This is a genomic window from Saprospiraceae bacterium (genome assembly GCA_016716185.1).
Taxonomy (GTDB): Bacteria; Bacteroidota; Bacteroidia; order Chitinophagales; family Saprospiraceae; genus Vicinibacter.
On the sequence record JADJWV010000001.1, the window covers coordinates 310,748 to 336,973 of the forward strand.

Here is a 26,226-nt window from a genome sequence, read left to right on the forward strand (position 1 = left end):
GCTTTTAGGAAATTAGGAAATTAATGATAATTATGGGGACTTCTAAATATTCATAAAAATACCTATCTTTTGGGAAAAATTCTATATGGCCAAAATCATTACACCAAAGCAACAACTTGAGCTATTTGAGTGGGATGCGCTTGTTGAAAAACTTCGTTCTTTTGATAAAGATCCATTAGCTAAGCTTAACGATTACATCAGATTTGAATATTTTCGAAAGGAGCTGGAAAAAATTGTTAAAAGAACGGGAGAAGGTCCCGGCAGGCCATCTTATGATGTAGTGATGATGTTCAAGTTATTAATTGTTCAAAGAATATATGATTTAAGTGATGAATCAATGGAATTCCAAATAGCAGACCGGACAAGTTTTAAATTATTTTTAGGAATACGAGGAACGGATCAGATTCCTGACGCAAGAACAATCTGGTCGTTCAAGAATGAATTGAGTTTAAAGAAGGCGGATAAAAGGTTATTCAAAAAACTGGATCAACTATTACACCAGAATAGGGTAATAATAAATAAGGGTAGTATTGTAGATGCTCATATTGTAGAAAGCGAAATTAACCGCAATAGTAAAGAGGATAATGACTTAATAAAGAATGGGCAAATACCACAAGAATGGGAGGACAACCCAAATATTGGAAGACAAAAAGATTCCGATGCCCGCTGGGTAAAGCACCATAATCGCAAAGCCTACGGCTATAAAGATCATGTGAAGATCGATAAAAACACCAAACTGATTACCAACTATGAAATAACCCCTGCGAATGTTTATGATGGTGAAATGACGGATGTATTGATAGAAAAACGGGATAAAGGAAAACGCTTATATGGAGATTCGGCAAGCTGGGATTTCCGAGAACGAATCCGGAAGAAAGGGATGATACCTTGTATAAATCAGAAAGGAAGAAGAAACCGTCCATTAAACGACAGGGAGCAAGACAGAAATACGAACTTATCAAGAACACGTGCACGAGTTGAACATGTATTTGGTTGTATCACCACGATGTTTGGAAAAATGAAATTACGATGCATAGGTAAAGTAAGATCTTCTTTTCAAATTGGACTGACAAACATAACATATAATTTATTCCGGATTATCCAACTAAAAAGAAAAGTAGCATGGGCATAGTGTGCCCGGAACTGAAAAATCACAAATAAATTCACGAAATTGTTGAAAACCGAATCGAAATTGTTGAAAAACCTTGCTTGCAAAAGCTCCATTGTAGCCTTTGAAGTTTAAATGAATATCATTTGAACAAATGAAACGAACTTTTTTAATAAATAGAAGTCCCCTTATTTTAAATGGTTTCTTGAATTGGTTTTTTTTATTTAAAACATTTTTTTTTCATATTATCATTGATATGAAGTTGGTGATGTCTAAGAAATAATTACTTCATTTAAATCTGCGCTATCTGCGAAATCCCCGCCTGAACGACAAGATTCATATCTTTTGAATTATTCATTTCAGTCGGGCAGGTGCGGGACTTTCATCTTGTATTTTTCACTACTTTATTGTAAATCCCAAATCCGGACCCATTTAATACTAAAAAGCACTGATAATCAGGCATTTTTAAACTTGAATTTTTTTCACGAATTATTGGAATTTCCTATCTTTGCGGATAAATTTATGAAAATGAAACACATATTAAGCATTTTATCTCTGTTTGCACTTATCCTGGTTTTACCATCTTGTAAAGAACAAAGTAAATCAGACGCTCCTGCGGAATCTACAGAAGCTCCTGCTGCTGCTCCAACTCCGGCGCCTGCCGCAGATCCGGCTATTACGGTTCCACCGCCTGCTCCTACAACACCTGAGCCGGCTCAGAATGCAAAAGGCGTATGGCATTATACCTGTCCGAAAGGTTGCGAAGGTGGTGCCGGAGCACAAGGCAATTGTGCAAAATGTGGTACAGCATTAGCGCATAATGCCGCATACCACCAGCAATAAGATTTAACAGGAATATATATATTCCTGCTTGTTAAACTTTTATGCCCACTGATTCTTTGATGAGTCCGTGGGTATTTTTTTTGATTAACTTTTATCTTGTTCTGATTTTTTTAATGAACCAAATTACCAGAAAATATGGCACGTGTAAGTACTTATTTGAATTTCCCCAGACATACCGAAGAAGCCTTTCAGTTTTACCAATCGATTTTTGGAGGAGAATTTGAAGGCGAAATTTCCCGATTCAGAGATCTGCCTCCTTCAGATGACATGCCACCAATCGAAGATGCTGACCTTGATCTGGTGATGCATATTTCTCTGCCAATTATCGGCGGACATCGCCTAATGGGAACGGATGCGCCTGAATCCATGGGGTTTAGATTGCGATTTGGCAATACCATGTACATCAATCTGGAACCGGATACACGCGAAGAAACCGAAAGATTATTTAATGCGCTCTCCGAAGATGGTATGGTTGAAATGGAATTGCAGGACATGTATTGGGGAGCTTATTACGGCAGCTGCACCGATAAATTCGGCGTTCAGTGGATGTTCAATTGCGAAGAAAAGGCCGGATAAAGAAATTGCCAATGGATTCCTTTGTAGAAGTTTCAATTCCGTTAACTTCTTATTCCTTTTTTGAAAATTGCCTTTCTACATTAACAGAAGCTCTTTGCGCTCTTTATGGTTAAACACGGGACATCATATTCTACTCAGCTCCCTATTATGAAAATGTACGTTCATTAACCGCAAAGGAGGATGAGAAGGCGCAATGCGCTAAGAATTTTCGATGTGCTTCTTATCTCTGTTTTGAAAATTACCTTTTCCTGTATATTGAACCTCTTTGCGCTCTTTGCGAAAAACTCAGCGCTCTCTGCGGTTAAACACGGGACATCATATTTTAGTCAGATCTCTTTATTGAAACCGCACACGTAGTTTCAATTTATCTTCTTGCAGATTATTTGACTTCAACGAATTGTGTGACCCATTATCCACTAATCGACAGATCAATATAAAATAATGATGATTTAATGAAATCAATGAATGACAATAAAAAAAATTACAAATCAAAATAAATCCAGGAATTGAAGCCCGGAAAGAACAAGAACAAAGCAGATTTCTTTTAAAAAAAATAACTCGAACATTATTTTAATTAAATTTGTAATCATGTTCCTGATACGATTTTTCATTATTTCAATCCTGGTCGGTTGTTTTTCAGACATGAATGCTCAATGCCCGTTGGATAGTTCAAAATTGGAATTGAAAGCTGAATATTTTGATAATCCAGCATTTGGAAATTTTCTTTCTCTTCGCAAAGACCGCCTGGGAAGAGATCTTTTGTTTACCACTACGAAAGATGCCGGATTAAAAATATTTCGCATCGAAAATGGAAATTTAAATTTACATAAACAGTTTGCACCTTCTGTTTTTGGTGGCGGAGATGTCATCAGTTTACAACAACAGGGTGAATATCTCTATCTTACACTGGGCGATATATGGAATACAAACGAGAATGTCGGCCTTGCGATTCTGGATGTAAGCGATGAATCCTCTATGGTGGTGACAGACACGATCAACTTCCCATCCATGGCCGGAGGGGCGGCAGATGTTTTTATTCAAAATGATACGGCTTATCTGGCCGCAATGCGAAACGGAATCGTTCTTTTGGATGTGCGCGATAAAAAGAATATTCAATTCATCAGCCAGTTGACTTTCGGCAATGATTTTCCGCATCGCGATTCGAGCAACAGCGATGCCTACAATGCCCGTGGGATCTGGGTAAAAGACAACTATGCATATGTGTGTTATGACCGGGGCGGACTCAGAGTCGTTGACCTTGCAGATCCGGTTCATCCGAAAGAAGTCGCAAAATATTGTTTTCAAAACTTAGTCAATTACGCTACTGCTTACAACCATATCTGGATCCACCAAAATCTGGCATTTGTGGCGATCGATTATTATGGAATGGAAATCCTTGACATCTCTGATCCGCTACACATCCGGCATAAGGCTCATTGGCATCCTCAGGATTGGGCTCCTGCGACCAATGATTTTCCAACATGGGCCGGTTCGAAAGGACATGCGAATGAGATTGCTTACGACGAACACTGTAATTCCGTTTTTCTTTCCGCAGGTAAAACCGATGTTGCCATCATTGATGTGAATGATAGCAACAATCCGGTCACCTGTGGATTGATCGGTAATGCTGCTGATACTTATGGAACCTGGGGTATTGATTATTTTAGTCGCCATGTTTATGCCAGTTATATCTGGTCTCCGTTTTTTCCACCTCATTCCAATTATACCGGGTTCAGAGCATTTGAAATTCCCGACTGTGTGACAACTACTGTAAAACCTTATGAAGACCATGATGCCCGTGTGGTATTCATTTACAGCAAAGAGAAGGGGACCATAAATTTTAAATTTCGCGATCCAACCCAGGCTCTTAAAATAAAAATATTCTCCCTGTCCGGATTAGAGTTATTTGCAGACGAATATTCGAACCTCAATGAGCTCCAGGTGAATGAAAAATTCCAGGCCGGATTTTATCTCATACAGATGCAATTTGAGAATAAGCCCGAAAAAAATTATAAATTCATATTGCCTGAATAATCCTAATTTTCCCACAGTAACAGTAAGATGCGAAAAGTTGAAGTTCAAATTGAAATAGCTTGCACTCCTGCAGAAGTCATTTCATGTTTTTTAGAACCTGAACATTTACAAAAATGGTGGGGAGTAGAGCGTACATTGATCGATAAAAAAATTGGTGGTATGTATCTGCTTGCCTGGCAGATCTCAGAAGCCGGAATCAAATACATTTCCAGTGGAATCATTGAATCCTTTGATCCCGGTTCAAAACTTGTTATTGGAAACTACGTGTACATGAATCCCGAAAAGAATTTTTTGGGTCCGATGACACTTTCTATAGAAGCTGAAATTGCAACAGTGGGATGTAAGCTGAAAGTTTGTCAGGATGGTTACGGAGAAGGAAGCGAATGGGATTGGTATTACGAGGCGGTATTGCATGCCTGGCCTGTTGTGATTCAAACGTTTAAAAATTATATCGAAAAAGATTTTACCAAATTGTAAAAGAACATGAATTTTCATCAAAATTTAAATTTGTGATTTACCAACAACTTGCACTGATCGCTTCCATATTGGGTGGTTTTGCATTTACATTCTTTGCCGCCGTCGTATTCCAACCCCGGCCACACAAAATTTACATGCCGGTTTTGCTGCTTTCCATTGCTTCCACCATTTGCATGTTTGTCTGTACATTGGGTTGGTCGTTCATCGCCATCAACGAGCACCGCGGAGCAGAAAATATTGGTGAGCTGCTCAAACATCATCACAAAACGCTTTCCATGTTATTCCTTTTGGGAATTGTTGCTTTGATCACCTGTATTGGTCTCAGTGGATGGCTGCATTCCAAAAAAGCAGGAATCGCTTCCGTATTTCTGGCTCTTGCCGGATTTATATATGTGGTTTATTTGATGTCGCATTTTATACATTAAACATTTAATACACTTTATGCTCAATTTTTAGTTATGCCAGATATTCTTCACGCCTTTTTTATTCAAGCCCCCATTGAAAAAGTATTTCAATCCGTGTCTGAACCTTCGGGCTTAGATCAATGGTGGACCCAGGCCTGCCATGGAAAAGCTGATCTTGATGAGGAGTTTGAATTTATCTTTTCGCCTGCATGCATTTGGAAAGGAAAGATCATTGAATATGATCCGCCTTACCGGATTGAATGGTTGATGACAGATGCACAGGAAGATTGGTTGAAAACACAGGTCGGCTTACAATTGAAATCTGCCAAAAACGGAACGGAAATAGAATTTGTGCACAGCCATTGGAAAGAAGCAAATAAACATTTCAGGATTTCTTCTTATTGTTGGGCTATATATCTGAGAGTTCTAAAGCTATATTTGGAAAAGGGGGTTGAGACGCCGTATGAAGAGAGGGATTTGGTGTGATCTAAGATAAATCAATCCTTATTTTATACCATTCACCGAGGGTACATTTTTCTTATACAATGTACAATATTTATTCTTAAAGACCTGCATGTAATCAGCCATAACAATATTTTTGAGTTCCAAATTACATGAATCGACTTCATTTGGGAAATCATTCATGACAAACACGTAATCAATAATTCTTTTTTGATTTGATCTATTTGTCTTCCAATGTTTACAACCTGAATCGCTGGCCTCATGACTTCCCAATGTTGTATTGGGAATTTGATTCTCATTCCACCTTAGGGGAAAGTAAGTAACCCCTAATTCATAGTTTTCGAGCAAAACAACGGGTTTATCAATTCCTAAATAATTTGAGAAATGGCCAACTAACCAATTATCTGAATAATTTAAAGGTAAAACAAGGCTATTTGGATCCACATGCTTTGCTGTTTCCTCACAGCTCAATGCAACCTCATTCAAATCTCGTATTACTCTAGTATAATAATTAATCATAATAAAATGGCAGGATGATATCACAAAAACCGAGAACCAAACCAACCATTTTTCATATACCTGTGTTGAGAGTGCTATGATAAGAAAAAGGAAAAATGCAAGCCCCAGCCTCATGCTAAAATAACCAGCATTTTGTGCATTATCTGGCAGAATAAAATACAGAATTAAAATAATAAAAGCTAAAATTATCCAAATATCATTTTTCGATAATACATTTCCAATTTTTCTAAAAATTGGTGTATTCTTTAAATTACTAACCAATGTTATTACTGAATTTACACGCTGGTACGCGAATATTACGATCAGAATACAAAAATGTAAAAGATTATAGTCGTATAAATTTCTTCTACTGCTGTATTGTATGCAATTAATGGTCTTAAATGCTTTATCCAATTGATTAATTCAGACTTATTCAAATATGAACTGGTTTGATCCGGGCTTACTGTAGAACCAATATAATATGCTAATAATATTAGTGGCAGAACCGATACTATAAAAATTTCGATTGACTTTTTAAAGGCCATTTTGAAATGACTTTTAAACAGCGAATTGTCTATTAAGATGTTTCTCAACAATTCAAATGAAATGTAAAGTCCGAAAATGAAGAGTAATAATGAAAATATGAAAACGTGCGAAAAAAAAGTTAGTGTAATCAGGCCAAAAAGTATAACCCGTTTTCTACTTGACAGGCCCTCTTCCCAATTAGAGAACCAAAACGAAAGTGAAAATAGCATCAACACGATAGCTATTGAAAAATTATAGAATCCCAGTATAAATAAAAATGAATAAGTGAATGGAAATATAATGTAACTGAATTCTACATTTTGTGGGCTTATTGTCCGTATTAGAGAACGAAATCCATAAGGCAATCCTATTAAATAAATAAATAGTAAAATCTTCTCCGCTAAAAATGCCGGTAAAAACATGTTAAAAAATGAGAGGATTAAATGCCCAATCCAATTTGGAACAAAAATTTCATTAAATTTATAAAATTCCAAAAAAATAGTGTTGTTGCTGAAAAGTAGTTCTGAAATTATAAAGGAATTATGCAGATGCGCAGGCCCATCAAGGGTCGGAAAGAATTTGCCCTGGATAACTGGTAACAAATTCAATAAAGTAAAGCATAGAAATAAATATTGTTCAAACTTTTTATTGGGAAGATTAAATTTCATAACGATTTTCTAATTGATTGGTTAAAGTCTATTCAGGTTATTGATTTAAATCCAAATTTAACCATTTTTAACTTATATTTAATTTTAATTCTCTAAAAGTTGATTTTCAAAAATAGATGGATGTCTTAGCTGTCATTCCAAATATAAATTACACAGGAATGGAATTTTATTTGACGCTTAACTCCCTATTCATTTTATCCACCAGTATTGGAATTTCAAATGCGAACCACAATAAAGGAATTAGCCAAATTAGACGACTAGAATATCGATCGAGAACAATACTCAAGTTTGCGCAAATAAACGCATTCGAAATTAAAAAAGATATAATAAATATGAAATAAAAAAGTAATCGTACGTCCGTATTACTACGTGTAACTCTCAGAATAAGACCAATGCCAGATATAATAATACAAAAGAATTGTAATAAATTAAGTACTGTAAAATCTTGCTTTTTTTGAACCTGATTGGCTGCCAAAAACTCCTTTAATTCAAAATTATAATATTTCTCAATTGCAATTAAAGGTGGTCTTATCATATGTTCGCTGTTTGGGGCATCACCACTTTCAAAATTAACCAATTGTTTTATTGTATGTACTACACATTTATATATAAATAATAGAAAATATTTTGGTGATGTTAATAAATCAATTATTATCGATAAGTTTTCATCTTTATGAGTATTCCAATCCCCATTGGCTGTAACTGGGCTTTTTACATCCCAGATTAAATCCCAAGGTAGTGTATCCTTATCATTGCATAAATAATACTTTTTCTCTGGGCATTTCTCATTTAAAAAAGGTACCAACAAATTGTCATCATGTAATTTATTCAGAAGAAATACATGGCCGCCATCAGATAAACCAACCCTTTTATCAATTACATAGTTTACTCCTAACAATAAGCAAATTGAAAAACCAAATAAAATTGCTAGTCTTGAAAGTTGAACTTTTTCTAGTATCTTGAATTTTTTATTATGCCTTCTTACTAAATAACTTAAAACTAAAAATAATAAAATTCCAAATCCAAATATAAAAATATGTGAATTATGAACGAGCAAACTTTGAATTACTAATATACTCGTCACTGCAGTTGTTAGAACATCTCCTTGTGCTCTTAAAGTAATTATTGTTGCTAAAATCATTATAGGTGTAAATATGTCTGGGGTTAACATAGATGTACTAAATGATAAGCCCGTTGTAAAACTTAATACAATAATAATTAACAATGAAATTATATTAGAGTTATTATTCTCTTCGTTCTGGACCAACCCAACGAATTTGTGTATTAACCAAGAAACAATTACCCCTTGAAAAAAATAACCAACCACAATGAAAACTTTAGACTAGTTATATTTATAAAAATTCCATAAAATATTGGTCTATCAATTGGGATGTCCATTGTAAAACCAGATCTAATATAGGTTCCTGTATCTGGATAAACCAACGGATAAGAATTTCTAAAAGCCTCAAATAATAATATAAGAGATCCCAAAAATATACTGTAAATATTTTTCATAAATTTTACATACTCACAAATAATAATTTTTCATTTAGAATAATTTATCTCCTATAACTAATGTATTACAGATTAGATTGAATTAAAACTTGAGAGATGAAGTAATACTCAACTCCTCCAATTGTTTTGTATCGAGCTCCGAAGGAGCATCGATCATGGTGTCCCGGCCCATGTTGTTTTTGGGAAATGCAATGTAATCGCGTATGGATGAAGTGCCGTCCATGATGGAACAAAGCCGGTCCAGGCCAAATGCAATACCTCCATGCGGCGGTGCTCCATAAGCAAATGCACCTAATAAAAATCCAAACTGCCGCTCTGCTTCTTCTTTGGTGAAACCAAGAATTTCAAAATTTCTGGCCTGAAGTGCTTTGTCGTGAATCCGGATGGAACCTCCTCCAACTTCTGCACCGTTGATCACCAGATCGTATGCAGCTGCATGGATGCCTGCCAGAATTTGTTTATCCGTACTGTACATTTTATCCCGATCTTCCGGCAAAGCACTGGTAAACGGATGGTGCATGGCAAAAAACCGTTGTGCATCTTCGTCCCATTCGAGCAATGGAAAATCCAGAACCCATAAAGGTTTGAATACTCCCGGGGCGATCAGATTCAATCTTTTAGCAAGTTCCAGCCTCAATTCACCCAGTTGTTTGAGCGTTGATTCCCGCTTTCCCAATAAAATAAACAAGGTATCACCCTGTTTTGCTCCAACTTTTTCAGCAAGGGCTAACAGTTGTTCGTCATTGTAAAATTTACCGATGGTGGATTTAATTCCTTCCGTACCGTATTTAATATAGATTAATCCCCTGGCCCCAATTTGAGGGCGCTTCACCCAATCTGTGAGGGCGTTCAACTCCTTGTTGGTGAAATATGCTTCGTTTCCATCCACTACAATACCCTTCACACAGTCCGCCTCATCGATTAAGGAAAATCCGTTTCCTTTCATGAAACTCAAATCTTTGAAAGCCATATCAAATCTCAAATCGGGTTTGTCGGATCCATAGTTTTCGATAGCATCTTCGTATTGCATGCGTTCAAAATCTTCGAGCTCTGTATTTAAGCATGCTTTGAATGCGTGTTTGGTCATGGCTTCAAACATGTTCAAAATATCTTCTCTTTCGACGAAGGCCATTTCGCAGTCAACCTGCGTAAATTCCGGTTGACGGTCAGCCCTGAGATCTTCATCGCGAAAGCATCGCACAATTTGAAAGTACTTGTCCATACCGCCCACCATCAGAATTTGTTTAAAAGTCTGGGGCGATTGTGGCAATGCGTAGAACTGTCCGGGATTCATGCGGCTTGGCACGACAAAATCTCTTGCGCCTTCGGGTGTTGATTTGATGAGATAGGGTGTTTCAATTTCGAGAAATCCCTGCTCACTTAAAAATTTGCGGATTTCCAAAGCCAGCCGGTGTCTGAATATAATTTTCTCTTTAACGGGTGATCTCCTGATGTCCAGGTAGCGGTATTTCATGCGCAATTCATCGCCACCATCGCTTTCGTCTTCAATCGTAAACGGAGGTACTTCCGATGCATTTAGAATGATCAATTCTTCAACTTTTATCTCAATATCCCCAGTTGCCCGGTTCGGATTCTTACTGGAACGTTCGCAAACAGTTCCTGTCGCTTGTAAGACATATTCCCTGCCACACTGCCTGGCCTTGGTGCATAATTCGGCCTGATCTTCCATATTAAATGCAAGCTGCGTGATGCCATAGCGATCTCTCAAATCGATAAAACTCATACCCCCCAGGTTTCTCAGTATCTGGACCCATCCGGCCAGCGTCACTTTTTGTCCGACGTGCTGCAATCTCAATTCTCCACAAGTATGTGTTCTGTACATATCATTTTTATTTCCGGACAAAGATAGAACGATCAAGTTATGAATGGGGCCTATGAGTGGATTAATGAGTTCTTAATGTGGCGGAAATTTTTGCAAAACAGCCTATTCGTTTTGCTGAGTATTCTACTAAGTAAACTACCGGCAATTTGCAGCGCGCGCTCTGGTTTTTAGTTTTCCCGCAGATTGCAGAGATCTACGCAGAAATATATTTTCCAGCATTCGTTTTTCAGGAAAAAAGTTATAAAGCCCATCATTGTGGCTCACTGTCATAAAAGACTTCATGCTGGTTCAATATGTTTTTCTGAAAACTTTCCGGCAGGTGGTGCCAATCGCGCAGATCAATCAGGATGGGTACGTTGGATTGATTGATCGTGTTTTGAAGTTCAAAAAATTCCTGCATTGGAAAAGCTTCTCCACTTTTCATTCGAATTACGAGATCAAGATCGCTTCCATCATGTGCATCTCCATTTACCCGGCTTCCATAGGCCCAGACTTGATAAGGATAATTATAAATTGTAAATATCCTCGACAACATTTCTTTATACTTTTCCTTCAATATCATTTTAAGAAGTTAGTCTTCCGATAATTTCAAGCTTAGATTTTTTGAGTCCCTGATAAATGCATCTAATTTAAAAATTGTATTTTCGGCAAAAAATTTTCCATATTCATGCGCTGTATTGTTGCGAAGATCTCTGTAAAGCAGCCATCGTTAGCATGTTTCCTCATTCATAATGCCATGAACAACTGCATATTTAAATATTTCTTTAAATGACAGTGTGTCTACTTTGCCTGATGAAGAGAAATAAATTTTTAGCCTTTTCTTTAAAAGTTTTCCACTTTGCTCCAGGATGATCTCAAACTCTTTTATACAAGCCGATCTGTACAAATCATATTCAATTTCTTTCGAATCTGCAGAATTCAATAATGTATAAGCTCTTTCCAGAATTAATATACATCGATCAAAATAATGGGTATCTAACTTCATGATGAATCCTGTATGCAAAAATACAAAATTTCACAGCATTGGAAAAGCTTCTCCGCTTTTCATTCGAATTGCGAGATCGAGATCGCTTCTTTCATGTGCATCTCCATGTTGCGCTGCGTAGTCTGAAGACTGCGCTTTGCTTCTATAAAAAGAAATTTTTTTCCGATTTCGAACATTAGAATGATTCCATTTAAAATAGCAGATCCGGTCCGATAAGTTTATAGAATATCAAGCTTTAATAACAGGATTCGGTCTGTCAAAAAAAATTATACGGCATTCAATAAAAGAGCAATGGAATATTGAGGAATACATTATTTATTTGTTTCCGATTCTAATAAACACCCTAATACTGACAAATGTTAGTTAAGTCTTACTCTGCTGCCGTCTACGGCGTGGATGCCTGTCCCATTACCATAGAGGTGGATCCAGGGGGCCTGGTTGCACCCGGGAAAAACAACTATTTCACGGTTGGATTGCCTGATAATGCGATACGCGAGGGAGCACAGCGCATTGAATCTGCAATCAAGTCGAGCGGATATCATTTTCCGCGACTGAAACTGGTGATCAATCTGGCACCTGCAGATATCCGGAAAGAAGGTTCCGCATACGATTTGCCGATTGCCTTAGGCGTCCTTGCTGCAACGGCGCAAATTGATCTGAACCGGATTCATCAATACCTGATTATGGGAGAGCTCAGCCTGGACGGTGGCGTAAGGCCTGTTAAGGGAGTATTGCCGATGGCTATATTGGCATATAAAGAACATTTTAAAGGGATCGTGATTCCCAAAGAAAATGCCAGAGAAGCGGCTATTGTGGATCAACTTGAAATCATTCCCGTTGAAAGTCTGAAAGAGGCCATTGGTTTTTTAGAAGGCCGGCTTCATATTGAATCGTTCAGAGAAAATGCGATGACAGAAATTGAAAGTGAGACCGAAATTCCTATTGACGATTTTAAAGATGTTCGGGGTCAGGAGAACATCAAGAGGGCTATGGAAATTGCAGCTGCGGGCGGACACAATCTCATCCTCATTGGCCCTCCTGGTGCCGGAAAAACCATGTTAGCCAAGAGGTTGCCGGGGATCCTGCCTCCGATCAGCATGGAGGAAGCTCTTGAGACTACAAAAATTCATTCAGTAGCAGGGATCTTGCCACAGAATAGCGGACTCATCAAATACCGCCCTTTCCGGTCACCCCACCACACGATCAGCGATGTGGCCCTGGTCGGAGGAGGGTCCAACCCTATGCCGGGCGAAATTTCCCTGGCACACAATGGTGTCTTGTTTCTCGACGAGCTTCCGGAATTTAAACGGGCTGTACTCGAAGTCCTCAGACAGCCTATGGAAGAAAGGCGGGTCACCATCTCCAGAGCCAAAACTTCACTCGAATATCCGGCCAGTTTCATGCTGGTAGCGAGTATGAATCCATGTCCCTGCGGTTTTTATAACCATCCGGAAAAAGATTGTCTTTGCGGCCCAGGGGTCGTTAAAAAATACCTGAGCAGAATCAGCGGACCTTTATTGGACCGTATTGATCTGCATGTAGAAGTAACACCCGTTAGTTCGGAGCAATTGCTGGATAGAACTCACGCCTTAGAACCATCGCAACACATCCGACAGCGCGTATTAACTGCAAGAACCCGACAACAGGAAAGATTTGCAAACATTCATCACATTCATTTTAATGCACAAATCCCGTCAGGAACAGTTTACAAAATTTGCGACATTGGAAGTGAGGGAGCAAGCCTTTTAAAAAATGCCATGAACAGGCTCAAACTCTCTGCAAGGGCATATGATAGAATCTTAAAAGTTTCGAGAACCATTGCCGATCTCGACAACAGCGATGCCATCCGGTTGGAACATTTATCAGAAGCCATACATTTCAGAAGTCTGGACCGCGAAGGTTGGTCGGGTTGAATTCTCGACGGGAAGTTGGTAGGGGAATACTTGGAGGGTGGGAGGCGTGGAGGCTTGGAGGCGTGGAGGCGTGGAGGCTTGGAGGCATTTAGGCGTGGAGGCATTTAGGCATGTAGGCGTGGAGGCATTTAGGTATGTAGGCGTGGAGGCGTGGAGGCTTGGAGGCATTTAGGCTTGTAGGCATTTAGGCTTGTAGGCATTTAGGCTTGACGGGATTTCGGGTTGTTGGAATGTTTTAAATTCTGATAGCGAATTCTTGACTTGACACTATTGATTACTGACTCCAGATTACTGACTACTCTCTACTGAGCATTTGTAAAACATTCACAGTTTATTTTTTTCCTGAATTTATCTTTGCCAAATGGAGTCAAGATCCCTTATTTTACACAACAGTTTGAGTGGCGAGAAGGAAGTTTTTAGTCCCCTTGTTCCGGGTCACGTCGGCATGTATGTCTGTGGACCTACGGTTTATTACGATGCGCACCTTGGGAATTGCCGCACTTTCGCGTCATTCGATATCATTTTCCGTTATTTAAAAAATTTGGGATATAAAGTTCGCTATGTGCGCAACATTACGGATGTTGGTCATTTGTTGGATGATGGAGAAGACCGCATGTTGAAAGGCGCAAGGTTGGAGCAATTGCAACCCATGGAAGTTGCACAAAAATATACGAATGGGTTTCACGAGATGATGCGCACTTTCAATGTATTGCCTCCCAGCATTGAACCTCGCGCAACTGGACACATCATCGAACAAATCGAAATGGTTGCAGCCATACTTGAGCGCGGCTTTGCCTATGAAAAAAATGGCTCTGTTTATTTCGATACGTTGAAATTTATTGAAGCAAAAAACCCTTACGGGAAATTATCCGGAAGAGTTGTCGACGAGCTGTTGGCAGAATCACGCGATGATCTTAAAAATCAGGATGAGAAAAAACACCCCTCTGATTTTGCCCTGTGGATCAAAGCCAGCGATGAACACATCATGCGTTGGAATTCACCATGGTCTGTGGGATTCCCGGGATGGCATCTGGAATGTTCTGCTATGAGTACAAAATATTTAGGAGAACATTTTGATATCCATGGCGGTGGAAACGATTTGAAATTTCCACATCACGAAAATGAAATTGCACAAAACGTTGGAGCCTGTGGTTGTACCCCTTGCAATTATTGGTTGCATACCAACATGTTGCTACTGAATGGCAAGAAAATGTCGAAGAGCGAAGGCAATACCATTTCTCCGGAAGAATTATTTACCGGCAACAGTCCTCACATCACCAGAGCCTATACCCCAATGGTGGTCAGGTTCTTTTTTTTACAAGCACATTACCGCAGTACCCTGGACATTACGGACGATGCATTGCAGGCTGCCGATAAAGCCTACCGGCGTCTGATGGAGTCCATGCGCATTTTAAGCAATGAACTCACCGGATTTAAAGATTCAGAAGCTGCAAAAGATAAAGATGTGAAAGCTGCCATCGATCAATGTTACCAGGACATGAACGATGACTTTAATGTCCCCAAATCTTTAGCCAGTATTTTTGAGTTGGCAGGCATTGTAAATTCCATTAAAGACGGACATCTTTCTAAAGATATGATCTCTGAAAAAATGTGGTCTTCTTTAAAAGAACATATGTTCCGTTTCGTTTATGAAATATATGGATTGAAAGATGAAAATCAAAGCAACCAATCACAAACCATCGATCAATTGATGCAACTCATAATCGAAATGAGGAAAGACAGTCGCGAACGAAAAGATTTCAGCATGTCTGATAAAATCCGCGACACTTTAAAAGCAAGCGGTATTCAGCTCAAAGATGGAAAGGATGGAACCGAATGGATGTATGTCTCCTAAATTTATGAATGTGAAATTTAATAAAATTGTAATCGCCTTTTTCATAGTCATTGTTCTCTGCCTGTTGGAAGCATGTAAGTCCGACAAAGTGCAACAAGCTGCTCCTCCAGTGGAAAAAGAAATTAAATATCCTGTTTTTAATAAAGACAGTGCTTATCAGTTTGTTCGGAAACAGGTTCTGTTTGGTCCACGAATTCCAAACACCGAAGCTCACAGAGCTTGTGCTGCCTGGTTTGTAGAAAAATTCAAAAGTTTTGGTGCAGAAGTCATCGAACAAAGATTCAAATCCACGGCTTTTGACGGAACAGTACTCAATGGTGTCAACATCATCGCCCAATTCAATAAAGATGCAAAAAAGAGGATCTTGCTGGCATCACATTGGGATACCAGGCCTTGGGCAGATGCCGATCCCGATCCAGCCAACAGAAATAAACCATTCGATAGCGCCGACGATGGCCCCAGCAGCGCTGGTGTTTTACTGGAAGTGGCCCGTGCGATTCAATCTCAACCATTAAGCAATATTGGTGTCGACATTGTGTTTTTTGATCTGGAAGATTATGGAACCAACGGAAGTGACAAATCCTGGGGACTTGGTTCACAATACTGGTCTGCAAACTTGCATTATACCCACAGCAAACCCATGTACGGTGTCTTACTGGACATTGTAGGGGGTGCGAATCCGGGATTTTATACAGAAGACTTCAGTGTTTATTATGCGAAAGATGTGGTTGATAAAGTCTGGAATCTGGCAGATGCCATGGGTTATGCAGCCAATTTTCCCAAAACTTCAGGAGGTGGCACGATCGACGATCACTATTTTGTGAATACCATTGCCAAAATTAAAATGATTGACATCATCAATCGCCCGGATGGAAAACGCTTTCCTCATTACCACCACACGACTAAAGATAAAATGGATGTCATTGATCCTTTCAGCCTGAATATGGTTGGTAGGTTGATGGTGAAATTGATCTATCAGGAAGATGCCGGGTTGCTCTGATTTAGGTTGAGGGAGATTTTTTTAATTCGAAGTGTCAATGGTGATTTTGACCTTTCGACTTTTCGGGATTTTGGCTTTTTGGCTTTTTGGCTTTTTGACTTTTTGACTTTTTGACTTTTTGGCTTTTTGACTTTTTGACTTTTTGACTTTTTGGCTTTTTGACTTTTTGACTTTTTGATTATAAATTAAATATAAAGTTCTGCGCAAATCTGCGAAATCCCCGCCTGACCGAACAAGTTTTCCATTATTTAAAACAAAATATCAGTCGGGCAGGAGCGGAAAATAAATGGAAGAGGTTTTGACTTTTTAAAGTTTTGATTATAAACTAAATGAAAAGTTCTGCGCAAATCTGCGAAATCCCCGCCTGACCGAACAAGTTTTCCATTATTTAAAACAAAATATCAGTCGGGCAGGAGCGGGAAATAAATGGAAGAGACTTTTCGGGATTTTGACTTTTTGTATTTAATGTGTTTTGTGAAATACCGTAGTTATTTTCTAAAATTGAAATGTTCCAAATTCTTGGTATAAAACTTTCGCTCTTCCCACCTGTACGATATCACTTTGCATAAATAAATAAAAATTATTTCGGTCGGACCGTTGCGGTTTACCTTAAGACATCCAGTTCTGCTCATTTCTCTCTTATGAAAATGTACGTTTGTTAACCGCAGAGAAAAAGATAAGACGCAGAGCACTCTGAATAAATTCGACACGCCTGAAGTGCCTCCTATGGAAATGTATAAATGTATGTTTCCTCCAATTTGGAATTTAATTAAAAACACAATTGCAAATTAATTCCTACTTTCGCTATTGAAATTAATTTCTATGTCCAACTTATTCACATCACTACTTTCATTTATAATTTTCTACAGCTTCCCTTTCAGTCTTGCATCTCAGGAATGGAAAACCATACACCAGTTCAATCCTCCTCAAACTTTACAGAAAATCGAATTTCTGAATAAAGATTTTGGAATCACTGTCGGCAGTTTGTACAACGGATCCACGAAAAACATTCATGTAACAAGAGATGGCGGAAAAACCTGGAACGATGTAAGTTCGGGATATACGTCGATGCGATTTATGGACATTTTCTTTCTCAATGATTCAGTTGTATACATGAGCGGAAACAATGGAATTATCATCCGTTCAACTGATGGTGGCATGAATTGGAAAACACTCACAACAAATGTAACTGAACAAATTTGGGGTATTTACTTTTCCAGTGCAAAAATCGGCTATGCAGTGGGCTCAAATGGTTTGATCATGCGCACTACCAATGGTGGAAATGATTGGGAAATAAGACCCAGTGGAACTAACCACCTGTTTTATAAAGTAACCGTTACGCCTTCCGGCGTTTGTTTTGCCAGTGGATCTAACATTCTTTTGCGATCAGAAGACAGCGGTGATTCCTGGCAAGCTGTTGATTTTTTTCCATTTGAACCGCCTGCCGACTGGATTCGAAGTATACAATTTGTGAACGATAAAACAGGATATGCCTGTGCCGATATTGGGAGAATTTATAAAACCACAGACGGCGGCTTAAATTGGGAGCGCCTTCCTTCCATTACCCAGGAACCTTTGTTTGAATTACATTTTCTAGACGAGAATTTCGGAATGATCTGTGGTTTTAACGGAACGATTCTCATGACTGAAAATGGTGGGCTGAGCTGGACGCCCATGAAGAGCCCCCTGGGAAATGAACACCTATACTCGATCGACCTGGTCGATAAAAACAATGGATACATTTGCAGCCATTTCGGTAGCGTTTTGCAGCTACAGCAAATCACATCCGAACAAAATATTTCAACAACAGATCAATCGATGTACCTATACCCCAATCCGGCCAGTCATTTCGTAAGAATACAATGCATGGATCGAATTCAGCATCCCGAAAATAAAACAGTCCGCCTATTGAATTCACATGGACAAGAATTGTGCCGGCATACGCTGCAAGAAAGTCTGGATGGTTTATACATTGCTAATCTCCCGGACGGCCTGTACACTTTTTTTGTAGAAGGTATTCCAAATCAAAACCTTCAATTTATAAAAGCCGGCAAATAATTTCTGCAATGATTGGAATCTTTTTATTTATCTGTGGACTTTTTGCTTAACGATACCTCCTGATACTTCTTTGATGCTGGTTATATAAATAAATGCCTTAGGATCAATTTCTTTGATGGCCAATTGAATGCGATGAATTTCCAGTCGCGTAACGATGGTCACAATGATCTGGCAATCGTATTTAATATCAAAACTTCCTGGAAGATAACCTCGCTCACCTTTGTAAACGGAGATGGCTTTGTTGAAATCATTTACAATCATCGATTTGATGTCTTCGTCTTTTGAAGAAAGGATTGTCAATGCTGTATATTCTTCAAATCCATCGACGACGTAATCCACGGTTTTCATGGCCGTAAAATAGGTCATGATCGAATACATACCGGTTTCAATTCCAAAATTGATCGCGGCAATAAGGATAACCAGTGAATTGAATAGCATAACCCACTCGCTGGTCGAGAATCCAAACTTTTTATTGGTGTAATCGGCAAGGACTTCCATTCCATCGATCACACCTCCGGCTTTAATGACCAGTCCGATACCCAGTCCTATAAAAAATCCGCCGAATACGGCAATGAGCACTTTGTCGTGTGTGATGGGTTCTATTTCAACAAACTGGATCGTGCAAACCAAAAGTATAATGGCCATCATGGTTTGGATGGCAAAGGTTTTTCCAATCTTCCGGTAGCCTATATAGACGAAAGGTAAATTCAAAAAGAACAAAGCCAGTCCAATATTGATATGCATCAATTCATGAAGCAAAATAGATAAACCGGTAATCCCACCATCCAGAAATCTGTTGGGAATCATAAAGCCTTTGAAAGCAATGGTGGCCAGAATGACCCCAAGGATCATGAGAATTAAAGAATGCAGAGAAAAAATTTTATTCCATTCAATGCTGTTTTTTACAGAGCCTTTGTGCATGATTCAGCAATGATAAGCAATCGAACTGATTCCATCTTATAACCCCGCTTAAAAATTTTTTATGCTTCACGGAAATATGATATTTTAGCATAAATTGTCTGATGAAGTTATGAAAAACGAAATTTATGGATTTGATGCGTTCTCACCGGCTGAAATCGCTGAACGCATCGAAAAAACAGGAGTCACAAAAGCAAGATTGCCCTTTCTTTCACTCTTTATGCTGGGTGCTCTTGCAGGTGGCTTCATTGCATTGGGCGCCCTGTACAGCACGCTGATTTTTTCAGATCACTCCCTGCCATTTGGGGTTTCCAGAATACTGGGTGGAATCGCCTTTTCATTAGGCCTGATCCTGGTTGTGGTAGCAGGTGCTGAATTGTTTACCGGAAATAACTTGCTGGTGATGGCCTGGGCAGATGGGAAAATCAGTTTGAAGGAATTGGTCAGAAACTGGACGATTGTACTCCTTTCAAATTTTGCTGGTTCTGTGGTTGTGGCTTTACTCGTTAGTTTGTCTAATCACACAGACATGAACAACAAAGCTGTTCTGGAACAATACATCCGCATTGCGCAATACAAATGCAGTTTAAATTTTTCAGATGCTTTTATCAGCGGATTGATGTGCAATGTGTTGGTCTGCCTTGCGGTCTGGATGAGTCAGGCCGGGCGTTCGGTTATGGATAAGGCACTGGTCATTATTTTTCCCATCTCTGCATTTGTAGCCGCAGGTTTTGAGCACAGCATTGCCAATATGTATTTTATTCCCCTGGGAATTGTATTAAAGGAAAGTTATACCGGAGATCAGGCCGTTCATTTGATAGATGGAATGGGATTCGTCTCAAATATCGTACCTGTGATCCTTGGCAATCTCACCGGCGGTAGTTTATTGGTCGCGCTGGTATATTACCTCATTTACCGAAGGAAAAACCTTTTTCATCGAAAAGAGGAAACCATGGATATTCCCAGCTGATAAATTCCGTTATACCTTTAATCAGACATATAAAAACCATGCGCATTCTTAAGGATCTTTCAGAACTCGTGCAGGAAAATGTGATCAGCAACGAAACTGCAGAGCGCATTACGGCTTATTACGAATTAAAACAAAGCAAACCTTCGGGTAAATTTATTTTAATATTCGGAATTTTAGGAGCATTGTTGGTTGGTACTGGTATATTGCTGATACTTGCTCACAATTGGGATACTCTTCCGAAAATGGGAAAAACCGCATTGGCTTTTTTCTTACTCATGGCCTCCCAGTTTTTATGTGGCTATGTCGTATTGAAGAAATCAGATCATGCCGTTTGGCGAGAAAGTGCGGCTGCATTCCTGAGTCTTTCATTAGCTTCCTGTATTTCTCTCATCAGTCAGATCTATCACATATCCGGTGATTTTAAAGTTTTCATATTGACCTGGTCGCTGTTAACACTGCCCCTGGTTTACATCATGCGTTCTTCGGTTGCAGGATTATTATACATTGTAGGTGCTACCCTTTATCTGATCGATTATGCCGTACGTCCGGAACAAACGTATAAAGCATTAATTTATCTGGCATTGTTATCCTTACTGCTTCCTTATTATTTAACGCATATCAAAAGAAATCTGGACCATTTTGTATTTAATATATTTCATTGGTTACTCCCCCTGTCTCTGCTCTTTATGCCGGTAACGCTTGCGCGGGATCATGGGGAGTGGGTTTTTGTCATCTATCTAAGCTTGCTTTCCATTTTTCTTAGATTGGGTAATTCGGACTATTTTCGCGAGAGACCCGGTATTCAAAATGGATATGAAATTCTTGGGAAAGTTGGCACGATCATTCTTCTTTGGACTTTGAGTTTTGATGGATTTTGGTCCACCCTGATCAATAAAGATTTTTCGCTGAATTCATCTGTGCAAATCCCGGAATTCCTTTTTGCAACGGCCACAACATTGATAGCGAGTTTTCTGTTGTTTATTCAAATCAGGAGTAGCTCCAGAGATGATGTAAAACCCATTCAGTTTGTATATCTTCTGTTTGTCCCCATTTTTATTATTGGTTATTACCATCAAGCGTCGGTCCTTCTTGTAAACGTTCTGACTTTATTGCTTGGAATGTTGATCATCCGGCAAGGTCTTCAAACAAAAAAACTTGGTGAATTGAATACCGGGTTGATTGTCATTGCCGGGTTGGTAATTTGCAGATTTTTTGATTCGGATCTGAGTTTCGTCTTTAAAGGTTTGTTGTTTGTGTGTATTGGACTTGGATTCTTTATCATTAATTATCGCATGCTAAAAAATAAGAACAAATATGAATCTCAATAAAATAATTTTCCCATCTTTTCTTTTGCTGGCGATCATTCAATTATCGATTCCGGTCAAAATGATTATGGATCAAGAGGGAATTTTAAATTCCGGAACTGAGTTCCGCATGAAAGCCATGCTTGCCTATCCGGAATCGGGTTTGAGTGGAAGATACATCCGTGTTTCTTATGAAAACGAGAAGTTCCCCATTGGCGAAAACAGTTCCTGGCAAAAAGGTGAAATTGCATTTGTTGTCTTCAAGTCAAATGAGCCCGGATTTGCATCTATCGACACCATCTTAAAATCAAAACCGGAGGGGAGCTCCAATTATGTAAAGGCGAAAGTAAAATACATTCAGAAAGACCAACTTAATGAAGTGTATCTGGAATTTCCGTTTGAAAAATTCTTTCTGGAAGAAACCCGATTGAACGATCAATCCATGCAAAATCTTCGCAGCAGATCCGAGCAGGCGAAAATGATTTACTCCATTGTCAGGATCAAAGACGGAGAGGCTGCCATCAAAGATATACTTATCGATGACCAATCTCTACTTGAATTGGAGTAGGTATTATTTTACCCGATCACAACTCAATTATTTTCCGGATTAGGATTTATCTTCTTCGCTGCTTCTTCGACTTCTTTTGTGGCCTTGCTCAACTCCTCAAGCTTTTTCTCTCTTTCTGTTTTTATTTTATCAACAGGTAGCAGAGATTTTCCATTAAACGTAAATCCTTTTGCATCGGTGTCAATTTTAATAATGGCTTCCTTACCCAATTCTCCCGAAAGCATCCATTTGGCAAGTTCATTGATGATCTCTTTTTGAATGACCCTTTTCAATGGTCTGGCACCAAACTGCGGTTCATAGCCCAAATCCGCAAGCAAACGCAATGCCTGATCGCTAAGTTGCATTTGAATCCCCTGTTCCTCCAGATTGGATTGCAATGATTTTAATTGTAAGCCGGCTATCTTCATGATCTCGTCTTTTGTTAAAGGCAGGAACATGATTTTATCGTCGATCCGGTTCAAAAACTCGGGTCTCAGATTTTGTTTTAGTCTTTCAAACACTTCTATTTTGGTAGTTTCCAGTATTTCTGTCCGGTGCTTTTCGCCAACCGCTTCGAGGTCCTCAAAATTTTCAAGAATGAGATCCGAACCCATGTTACTGGTCATAATGATGATCGTATTTTTAAAATTGGCAACCCGGCCTTTGCTGTCTGTAAGTCGTCCGTCATCCAGGACCTGCAATAGAATGTTGAAAGTATCCGGATGTGCTTTTTCAATTTCGTCCAATAATATGATTGAGTAGGGTTTCCTCCGCACGGCTTCGGTCAATTGCCCCCCTTCATCATAACCTATATATCCCGGAGGCGCACCGACCAATTTTGAAACAGCATGCGATTCCATGTATTCGCTCATGTCGATTCTCGTCATCGCGCGTTCATCGTCAAACAATACTTCTGCAAGGGCTTTTGCAAGCTCTGTTTTACCAACACCTGTAGGTCCCAGAAAAATAAAAGAACCAATGGGTTTGTTGGGGTCTTGTAATCCCGAACGCGATCTGCGCACCGCATCAGCGACAGCGGTCACCGCTTCCTTTTGTCCGATCACGCGTTTTGCCAATTCATCTTCCAGTTGCAGCAGTTTTTGTTTTTCGCTTTGCATCATTTTTTGAAGGGGAATCCCAGTCCATTTACTGACAACCGCTGCAATATCGTTTTCCGTAACAACATCCGATGTAAACCGGGATGCACCGGGCAATGCGTTTAATTTTTCTTCCGCTTCTTTCAATAACTTTTCCTGCTCTTTTAGATCTCCGTATTTCAGTTTGGCAACTTTTCCAAAATCACTTTCGCGTTCTGCTCTATCGGCTTCAATACTGATCTCGTCCATTTTCTTTTTGATCCGTTGAATCTGATCCACGATTTCTTTTTCCGTTTTCCAGGCGGCCCGAAGGGATTCGAGTTTTTCCTTTGCATTGGCTAAATGTCCTTCGATCACCGCTACTTTTTTATCGTCCTGCTCTCGTTTTACGGCTTCTCTTTCGATCTCGAGCTGTCTTACTTTTCTTTCCATCTCGTCGATTTCTTCGGGGACGCTGTCCAACTCTAACCTGAGTTTCGCAGCTGCCTCGTCGATGAGGTCAATGGCCTTATCCGGAAGTTGTCTTTCGGTAATATATCGATGCGACAATTCTGCAGCAGCAATCAGTGCCTCATCATTGATTGCAATTTTATGATAGACTTCGTACTTATCCTGAATTCCCCGTAAAATAGAAATGGTATCTTCTACTGAAGGCTCATCGATGACAACGGTCTGGAAACGACGCACCAGTGCTTTGTCGTTTTCAAAATACTTTTGGTATTCGTCGAGTGTTGTTGCTCCGATCGTGTGAAGCTCCCCTCTGGCTAAGGCCGGTTTAAGAATATTGGCAGCATCAATTGCACCCTGGCCACCTCCCGCACCAATTAGTGTGTGGATCTCATCGATGAATAAAATAATTTTACCATTGGATTCGATCACTTCCTTAATGACTGCTTTGAGTCTTTCTTCAAATTCTCCTTTATACTTTGCTCCTGCAATCAATGCAGAAATATCCAAAGAAAAAATCTTTTTGTCTTTCAGGTTTTCGGGCACATCACTCTTCACAATGCGCCATGCAATTCCCTCCACAATGGCAGTTTTACCCACACCCGCTTCTCCTATAAGAATTGGATTATTTTTTTTGCGTCTGCTTAAAATATGTAAAATCCTCCGGATCTCTTCGTCCCGGCCAATGATGGGATCGAGTTTTCCACTTTCGGCAGCTGCATTAAAATTCACAGCGTATTTATTCAGGGCATTAAATGCTTCATCGCTTCCGGTATCGGTAACTTTCTTCCCTTTTCTGAGATCGAGAATGGCCTGTTTCAAACCCTCGACGGTTATGTTATTGCTTTTTAATATTTTGGAAGTAGCATCGGTTCCCTTGAGCAAGGCCATCAACATGGCATCTAATGAAATATAGTCATCTCCAAATTCCTTGCTGATGGATTTTGCTTTCAAGAGAATGTTATTGGCTTCATTGGATAGATATTGCTTTTGGGAATCCATCACGCGTGGAAGCTTGCGTATCTCAGTGTCCAATTCAAATTTTATCTTCGGCATCGAAGCTCCCATTTTCTCAAATAAAAATTCAACCAGCTTTTCGTCTGTTTCAATGATGGCTTTGCAAACATGGGAAGTATCAACAACTTGTTGCTCCAGTCCAGCTGCGATTTGTTGTGCTTTTAAAATGGCATCTTGTGCTTTAATGGTAAAGTTCTCGTAGGTCATATTTATTTATTGATACTTAGGCATCATCAAATTCATCACCAAATTAAAAATTATGCCAGGATGTCTTGTTTTAGAAGATTTATTTCCCATTATAAGTCAATTATCTGCCAATTTGACCTAAAATTTTGTTTTGGAAAGCTTCAGCAATGTGAAACATTAAATTTGAGCTCATTCTGCCAGATTTTCCAATTTCACTGCCTGCCTTGCCAACATTTTCCAACGGTTGTTTGCCCACATCCAGGTCTGACAAACTCCCAGTTTAAGATGAAACTTTTTATCCTCCAATTGACCAAGAATTACTGCATTAAATCTAGCAATAGCGGTATGTCCCGTTTCAAATATCACAATACTATCTTCTTCAATTGAATTATAAATTAACCTCCGGTTTCTGTTGTTTTCAATCAATTCCTGTTTGGTTTCAATCCAGCCGTTGGAATGTCCATATGTCATTTTTGAATCCAGAAGAAGGTCAAGCGTGGCCGAATCGCCGGAAACTAACGCGCTGTGCAAAAGCAGAATTTGCTGATTCAGTTGTTCATTGGACTGACCTGCCATTTCCCTTGACAGTCCAGAGCATATAAAAATGATGAGCATATTTACTACCAATTGCATCGTTAATTTCCTAAATTGTATTAAAAATATAAGCTGGGATAAATTTAATTCAAAATTGTTGCACAGACCTAGCGTCTTTTGTTTTTTGGCAATCGATTAATTAGTACAGACCCACTGATGTCAATCAGGGCGTTTGATCACGACTCCATCACTTACATTAGACCAATCGGTCCCAGAATTACAATAGGCAACACATTTATCTACTTTCATGTGATCGGACCCTTAATCATATTGCCTCACCTTTGTACTGTCAATAATATTTATTCACAATTAAATCAATGCAACATGAAAAAATTAAACAAAATCCAAACTGCTTCGGTCAATGCAGGAGGAATTTTTTTTA

The 26,226-nt window shown here is 39.1% G+C and carries 22 protein-coding genes; 14 read left to right on the forward strand and 8 right to left on the reverse strand.

Going from position 1 to position 26,226, the window contains the following annotated elements:
- Positions 1 to 85 precede the first annotated feature (85 nt).
- From IPM34_01155 to IPM34_01185, 7 genes are all read left to right on the forward strand, one after another.
- Positions 86 to 1,132 carry an IS5 family transposase gene (locus IPM34_01155; GenBank protein MBK8954151.1) on the forward strand — a complete coding sequence of 349 codons (1,047 nt, stop codon included), beginning with the start codon at positions 86 to 88 and terminating at the stop codon, positions 1,130 to 1,132.
- Positions 1,133 to 1,636: 504 nt separating this feature from the next.
- A complete protein-coding gene (locus IPM34_01160; protein MBK8954152.1) occupies positions 1,637 to 1,951 on the forward strand; it encodes a hypothetical protein in 315 nt (104 codons plus the stop codon).
- Between the two features lie 135 nt (positions 1,952 to 2,086).
- Positions 2,087 to 2,527, forward strand: coding sequence for a VOC family protein (locus tag IPM34_01165; GenBank protein MBK8954153.1), 441 nt, complete (start codon positions 2,087 to 2,089; stop codon positions 2,525 to 2,527).
- 588 nt (positions 2,528 to 3,115) lie between these two features.
- Complete coding sequence (locus tag IPM34_01170; GenBank protein MBK8954154.1) at positions 3,116 to 4,561, forward strand: hypothetical protein; 1,446 nt, start codon at positions 3,116 to 3,118, stop codon at positions 4,559 to 4,561.
- A gap of 27 nt (positions 4,562 to 4,588) precedes the next feature.
- Complete coding sequence (locus IPM34_01175; protein MBK8954155.1) at positions 4,589 to 5,038, forward strand: SRPBCC domain-containing protein; 450 nt, start codon at positions 4,589 to 4,591, stop codon at positions 5,036 to 5,038.
- Between the two features lie 32 nt (positions 5,039 to 5,070).
- Positions 5,071 to 5,463 carry a hypothetical protein gene (locus IPM34_01180; GenBank protein MBK8954156.1) on the forward strand — a complete coding sequence of 131 codons (393 nt, stop codon included), beginning with the start codon at positions 5,071 to 5,073 and terminating at the stop codon, positions 5,461 to 5,463.
- Positions 5,464 to 5,496: 33 nt separating this feature from the next.
- A complete protein-coding gene (locus IPM34_01185; GenBank protein ID MBK8954157.1) occupies positions 5,497 to 5,928 on the forward strand; it encodes an SRPBCC domain-containing protein in 432 nt (143 codons plus the stop codon).
- Positions 5,929 to 5,946: 18 nt separating this feature from the next.
- On the opposite strand, the gene IPM34_01190 is transcribed toward IPM34_01185, so the two are convergent.
- The 5 genes from IPM34_01190 to IPM34_01210 form a co-directional block, all read right to left on the reverse strand.
- Positions 5,947 to 6,684, reverse strand: a complete 738-nt coding sequence (locus IPM34_01190) for a hypothetical protein (GenBank protein MBK8954158.1) — start codon at positions 6,682 to 6,684, stop codon at positions 5,947 to 5,949.
- A 1,077-nt stretch (positions 6,685 to 7,761) separates the two neighbouring features.
- The gene (locus tag IPM34_01195) at positions 7,762 to 8,766 is read right to left on the reverse strand and encodes a hypothetical protein (protein MBK8954159.1); all 1,005 of its coding nucleotides are present in this window, start codon (positions 8,764 to 8,766) and stop codon (positions 7,762 to 7,764) included.
- Positions 8,767 to 9,192: 426 nt separating this feature from the next.
- Positions 9,193 to 10,953 carry an aspartate--tRNA ligase gene (gene aspS / locus IPM34_01200; protein ID MBK8954160.1) on the reverse strand — a complete coding sequence of 587 codons (1,761 nt, stop codon included), beginning with the start codon at positions 10,951 to 10,953 and terminating at the stop codon, positions 9,193 to 9,195.
- Between the two features lie 250 nt (positions 10,954 to 11,203).
- A complete protein-coding gene (locus IPM34_01205) occupies positions 11,204 to 11,515 on the reverse strand; it encodes a nucleotidyltransferase domain-containing protein (protein MBK8954161.1) in 312 nt (103 codons plus the stop codon).
- Between the two features lie 147 nt (positions 11,516 to 11,662).
- Entirely contained in the window at positions 11,663 to 11,938 is a 276-nt protein-coding gene (locus IPM34_01210; GenBank protein MBK8954162.1) for a nucleotidyltransferase substrate binding protein, read from the reverse strand.
- 356 nt (positions 11,939 to 12,294) lie between these two features.
- On the opposite strand from IPM34_01210, the gene IPM34_01215 reads away from it, so the two are divergent.
- The 4 genes from IPM34_01215 (at position 12,295) to IPM34_01230 (ending at position 18,764) form a co-directional block, all read left to right on the forward strand.
- Positions 12,295 to 13,851, forward strand: a complete 1,557-nt coding sequence (locus IPM34_01215) for a YifB family Mg chelatase-like AAA ATPase (GenBank protein MBK8954163.1) — start codon at positions 12,295 to 12,297, stop codon at positions 13,849 to 13,851.
- 361 nt (positions 13,852 to 14,212) lie between these two features.
- Positions 14,213 to 15,706, forward strand: coding sequence for a cysteine--tRNA ligase (locus IPM34_01220; protein MBK8954164.1), 1,494 nt, complete (start codon positions 14,213 to 14,215; stop codon positions 15,704 to 15,706).
- A 10-nt stretch (positions 15,707 to 15,716) separates the two neighbouring features.
- The gene (locus IPM34_01225; GenBank protein ID MBK8954165.1) at positions 15,717 to 16,706 is read left to right on the forward strand and encodes a M28 family peptidase; all 990 of its coding nucleotides are present in this window, start codon (positions 15,717 to 15,719) and stop codon (positions 16,704 to 16,706) included.
- An 822-nt stretch (positions 16,707 to 17,528) separates the two neighbouring features.
- Complete coding sequence (locus tag IPM34_01230) at positions 17,529 to 18,764, forward strand: hypothetical protein (protein MBK8954166.1); 1,236 nt, start codon at positions 17,529 to 17,531, stop codon at positions 18,762 to 18,764.
- A 27-nt stretch (positions 18,765 to 18,791) separates the two neighbouring features.
- Here IPM34_01230 and IPM34_01235 read toward each other — a convergent pair whose 3' ends face one another.
- The gene (locus IPM34_01235; protein ID MBK8954167.1) at positions 18,792 to 19,685 is read right to left on the reverse strand and encodes a YitT family protein; all 894 of its coding nucleotides are present in this window, start codon (positions 19,683 to 19,685) and stop codon (positions 18,792 to 18,794) included.
- A 109-nt stretch (positions 19,686 to 19,794) separates the two neighbouring features.
- Between IPM34_01235 and IPM34_01240 the strand changes: the two genes are divergently transcribed.
- From IPM34_01240 to IPM34_01250, 3 genes are read left to right on the forward strand one after another with little or no spacing between them, the layout of a single operon-like run.
- The gene (locus tag IPM34_01240; protein MBK8954168.1) at positions 19,795 to 20,652 is read left to right on the forward strand and encodes a formate/nitrite transporter family protein; all 858 of its coding nucleotides are present in this window, start codon (positions 19,795 to 19,797) and stop codon (positions 20,650 to 20,652) included.
- Between the two features lie 38 nt (positions 20,653 to 20,690).
- A complete protein-coding gene (locus IPM34_01245) occupies positions 20,691 to 21,980 on the forward strand; it encodes a DUF2157 domain-containing protein (protein MBK8954169.1) in 1,290 nt (429 codons plus the stop codon).
- Complete coding sequence (locus tag IPM34_01250; GenBank protein ID MBK8954170.1) at positions 21,967 to 22,524, forward strand: GDYXXLXY domain-containing protein; 558 nt, start codon at positions 21,967 to 21,969, stop codon at positions 22,522 to 22,524. The genes IPM34_01245 and IPM34_01250 overlap by 14 nt, the downstream gene beginning before the upstream one ends.
- Before the next feature lie 23 nt (positions 22,525 to 22,547).
- Here IPM34_01250 and clpB read toward each other — a convergent pair whose 3' ends face one another.
- Both clpB and IPM34_01260 read right to left on the reverse strand, forming a co-directional pair.
- A complete protein-coding gene (clpB, locus tag IPM34_01255) occupies positions 22,548 to 25,271 on the reverse strand; it encodes an ATP-dependent chaperone ClpB (GenBank protein ID MBK8954171.1) in 2,724 nt (907 codons plus the stop codon).
- Between the two features lie 168 nt (positions 25,272 to 25,439).
- Positions 25,440 to 25,883 (reverse strand): nuclear transport factor 2 family protein, encoded by a 444-nt coding sequence (locus IPM34_01260; GenBank protein MBK8954172.1) that lies wholly within the window; start codon positions 25,881 to 25,883, stop codon positions 25,440 to 25,442.
- Positions 25,884 to 26,226: the final 343 nt, after the last annotated feature.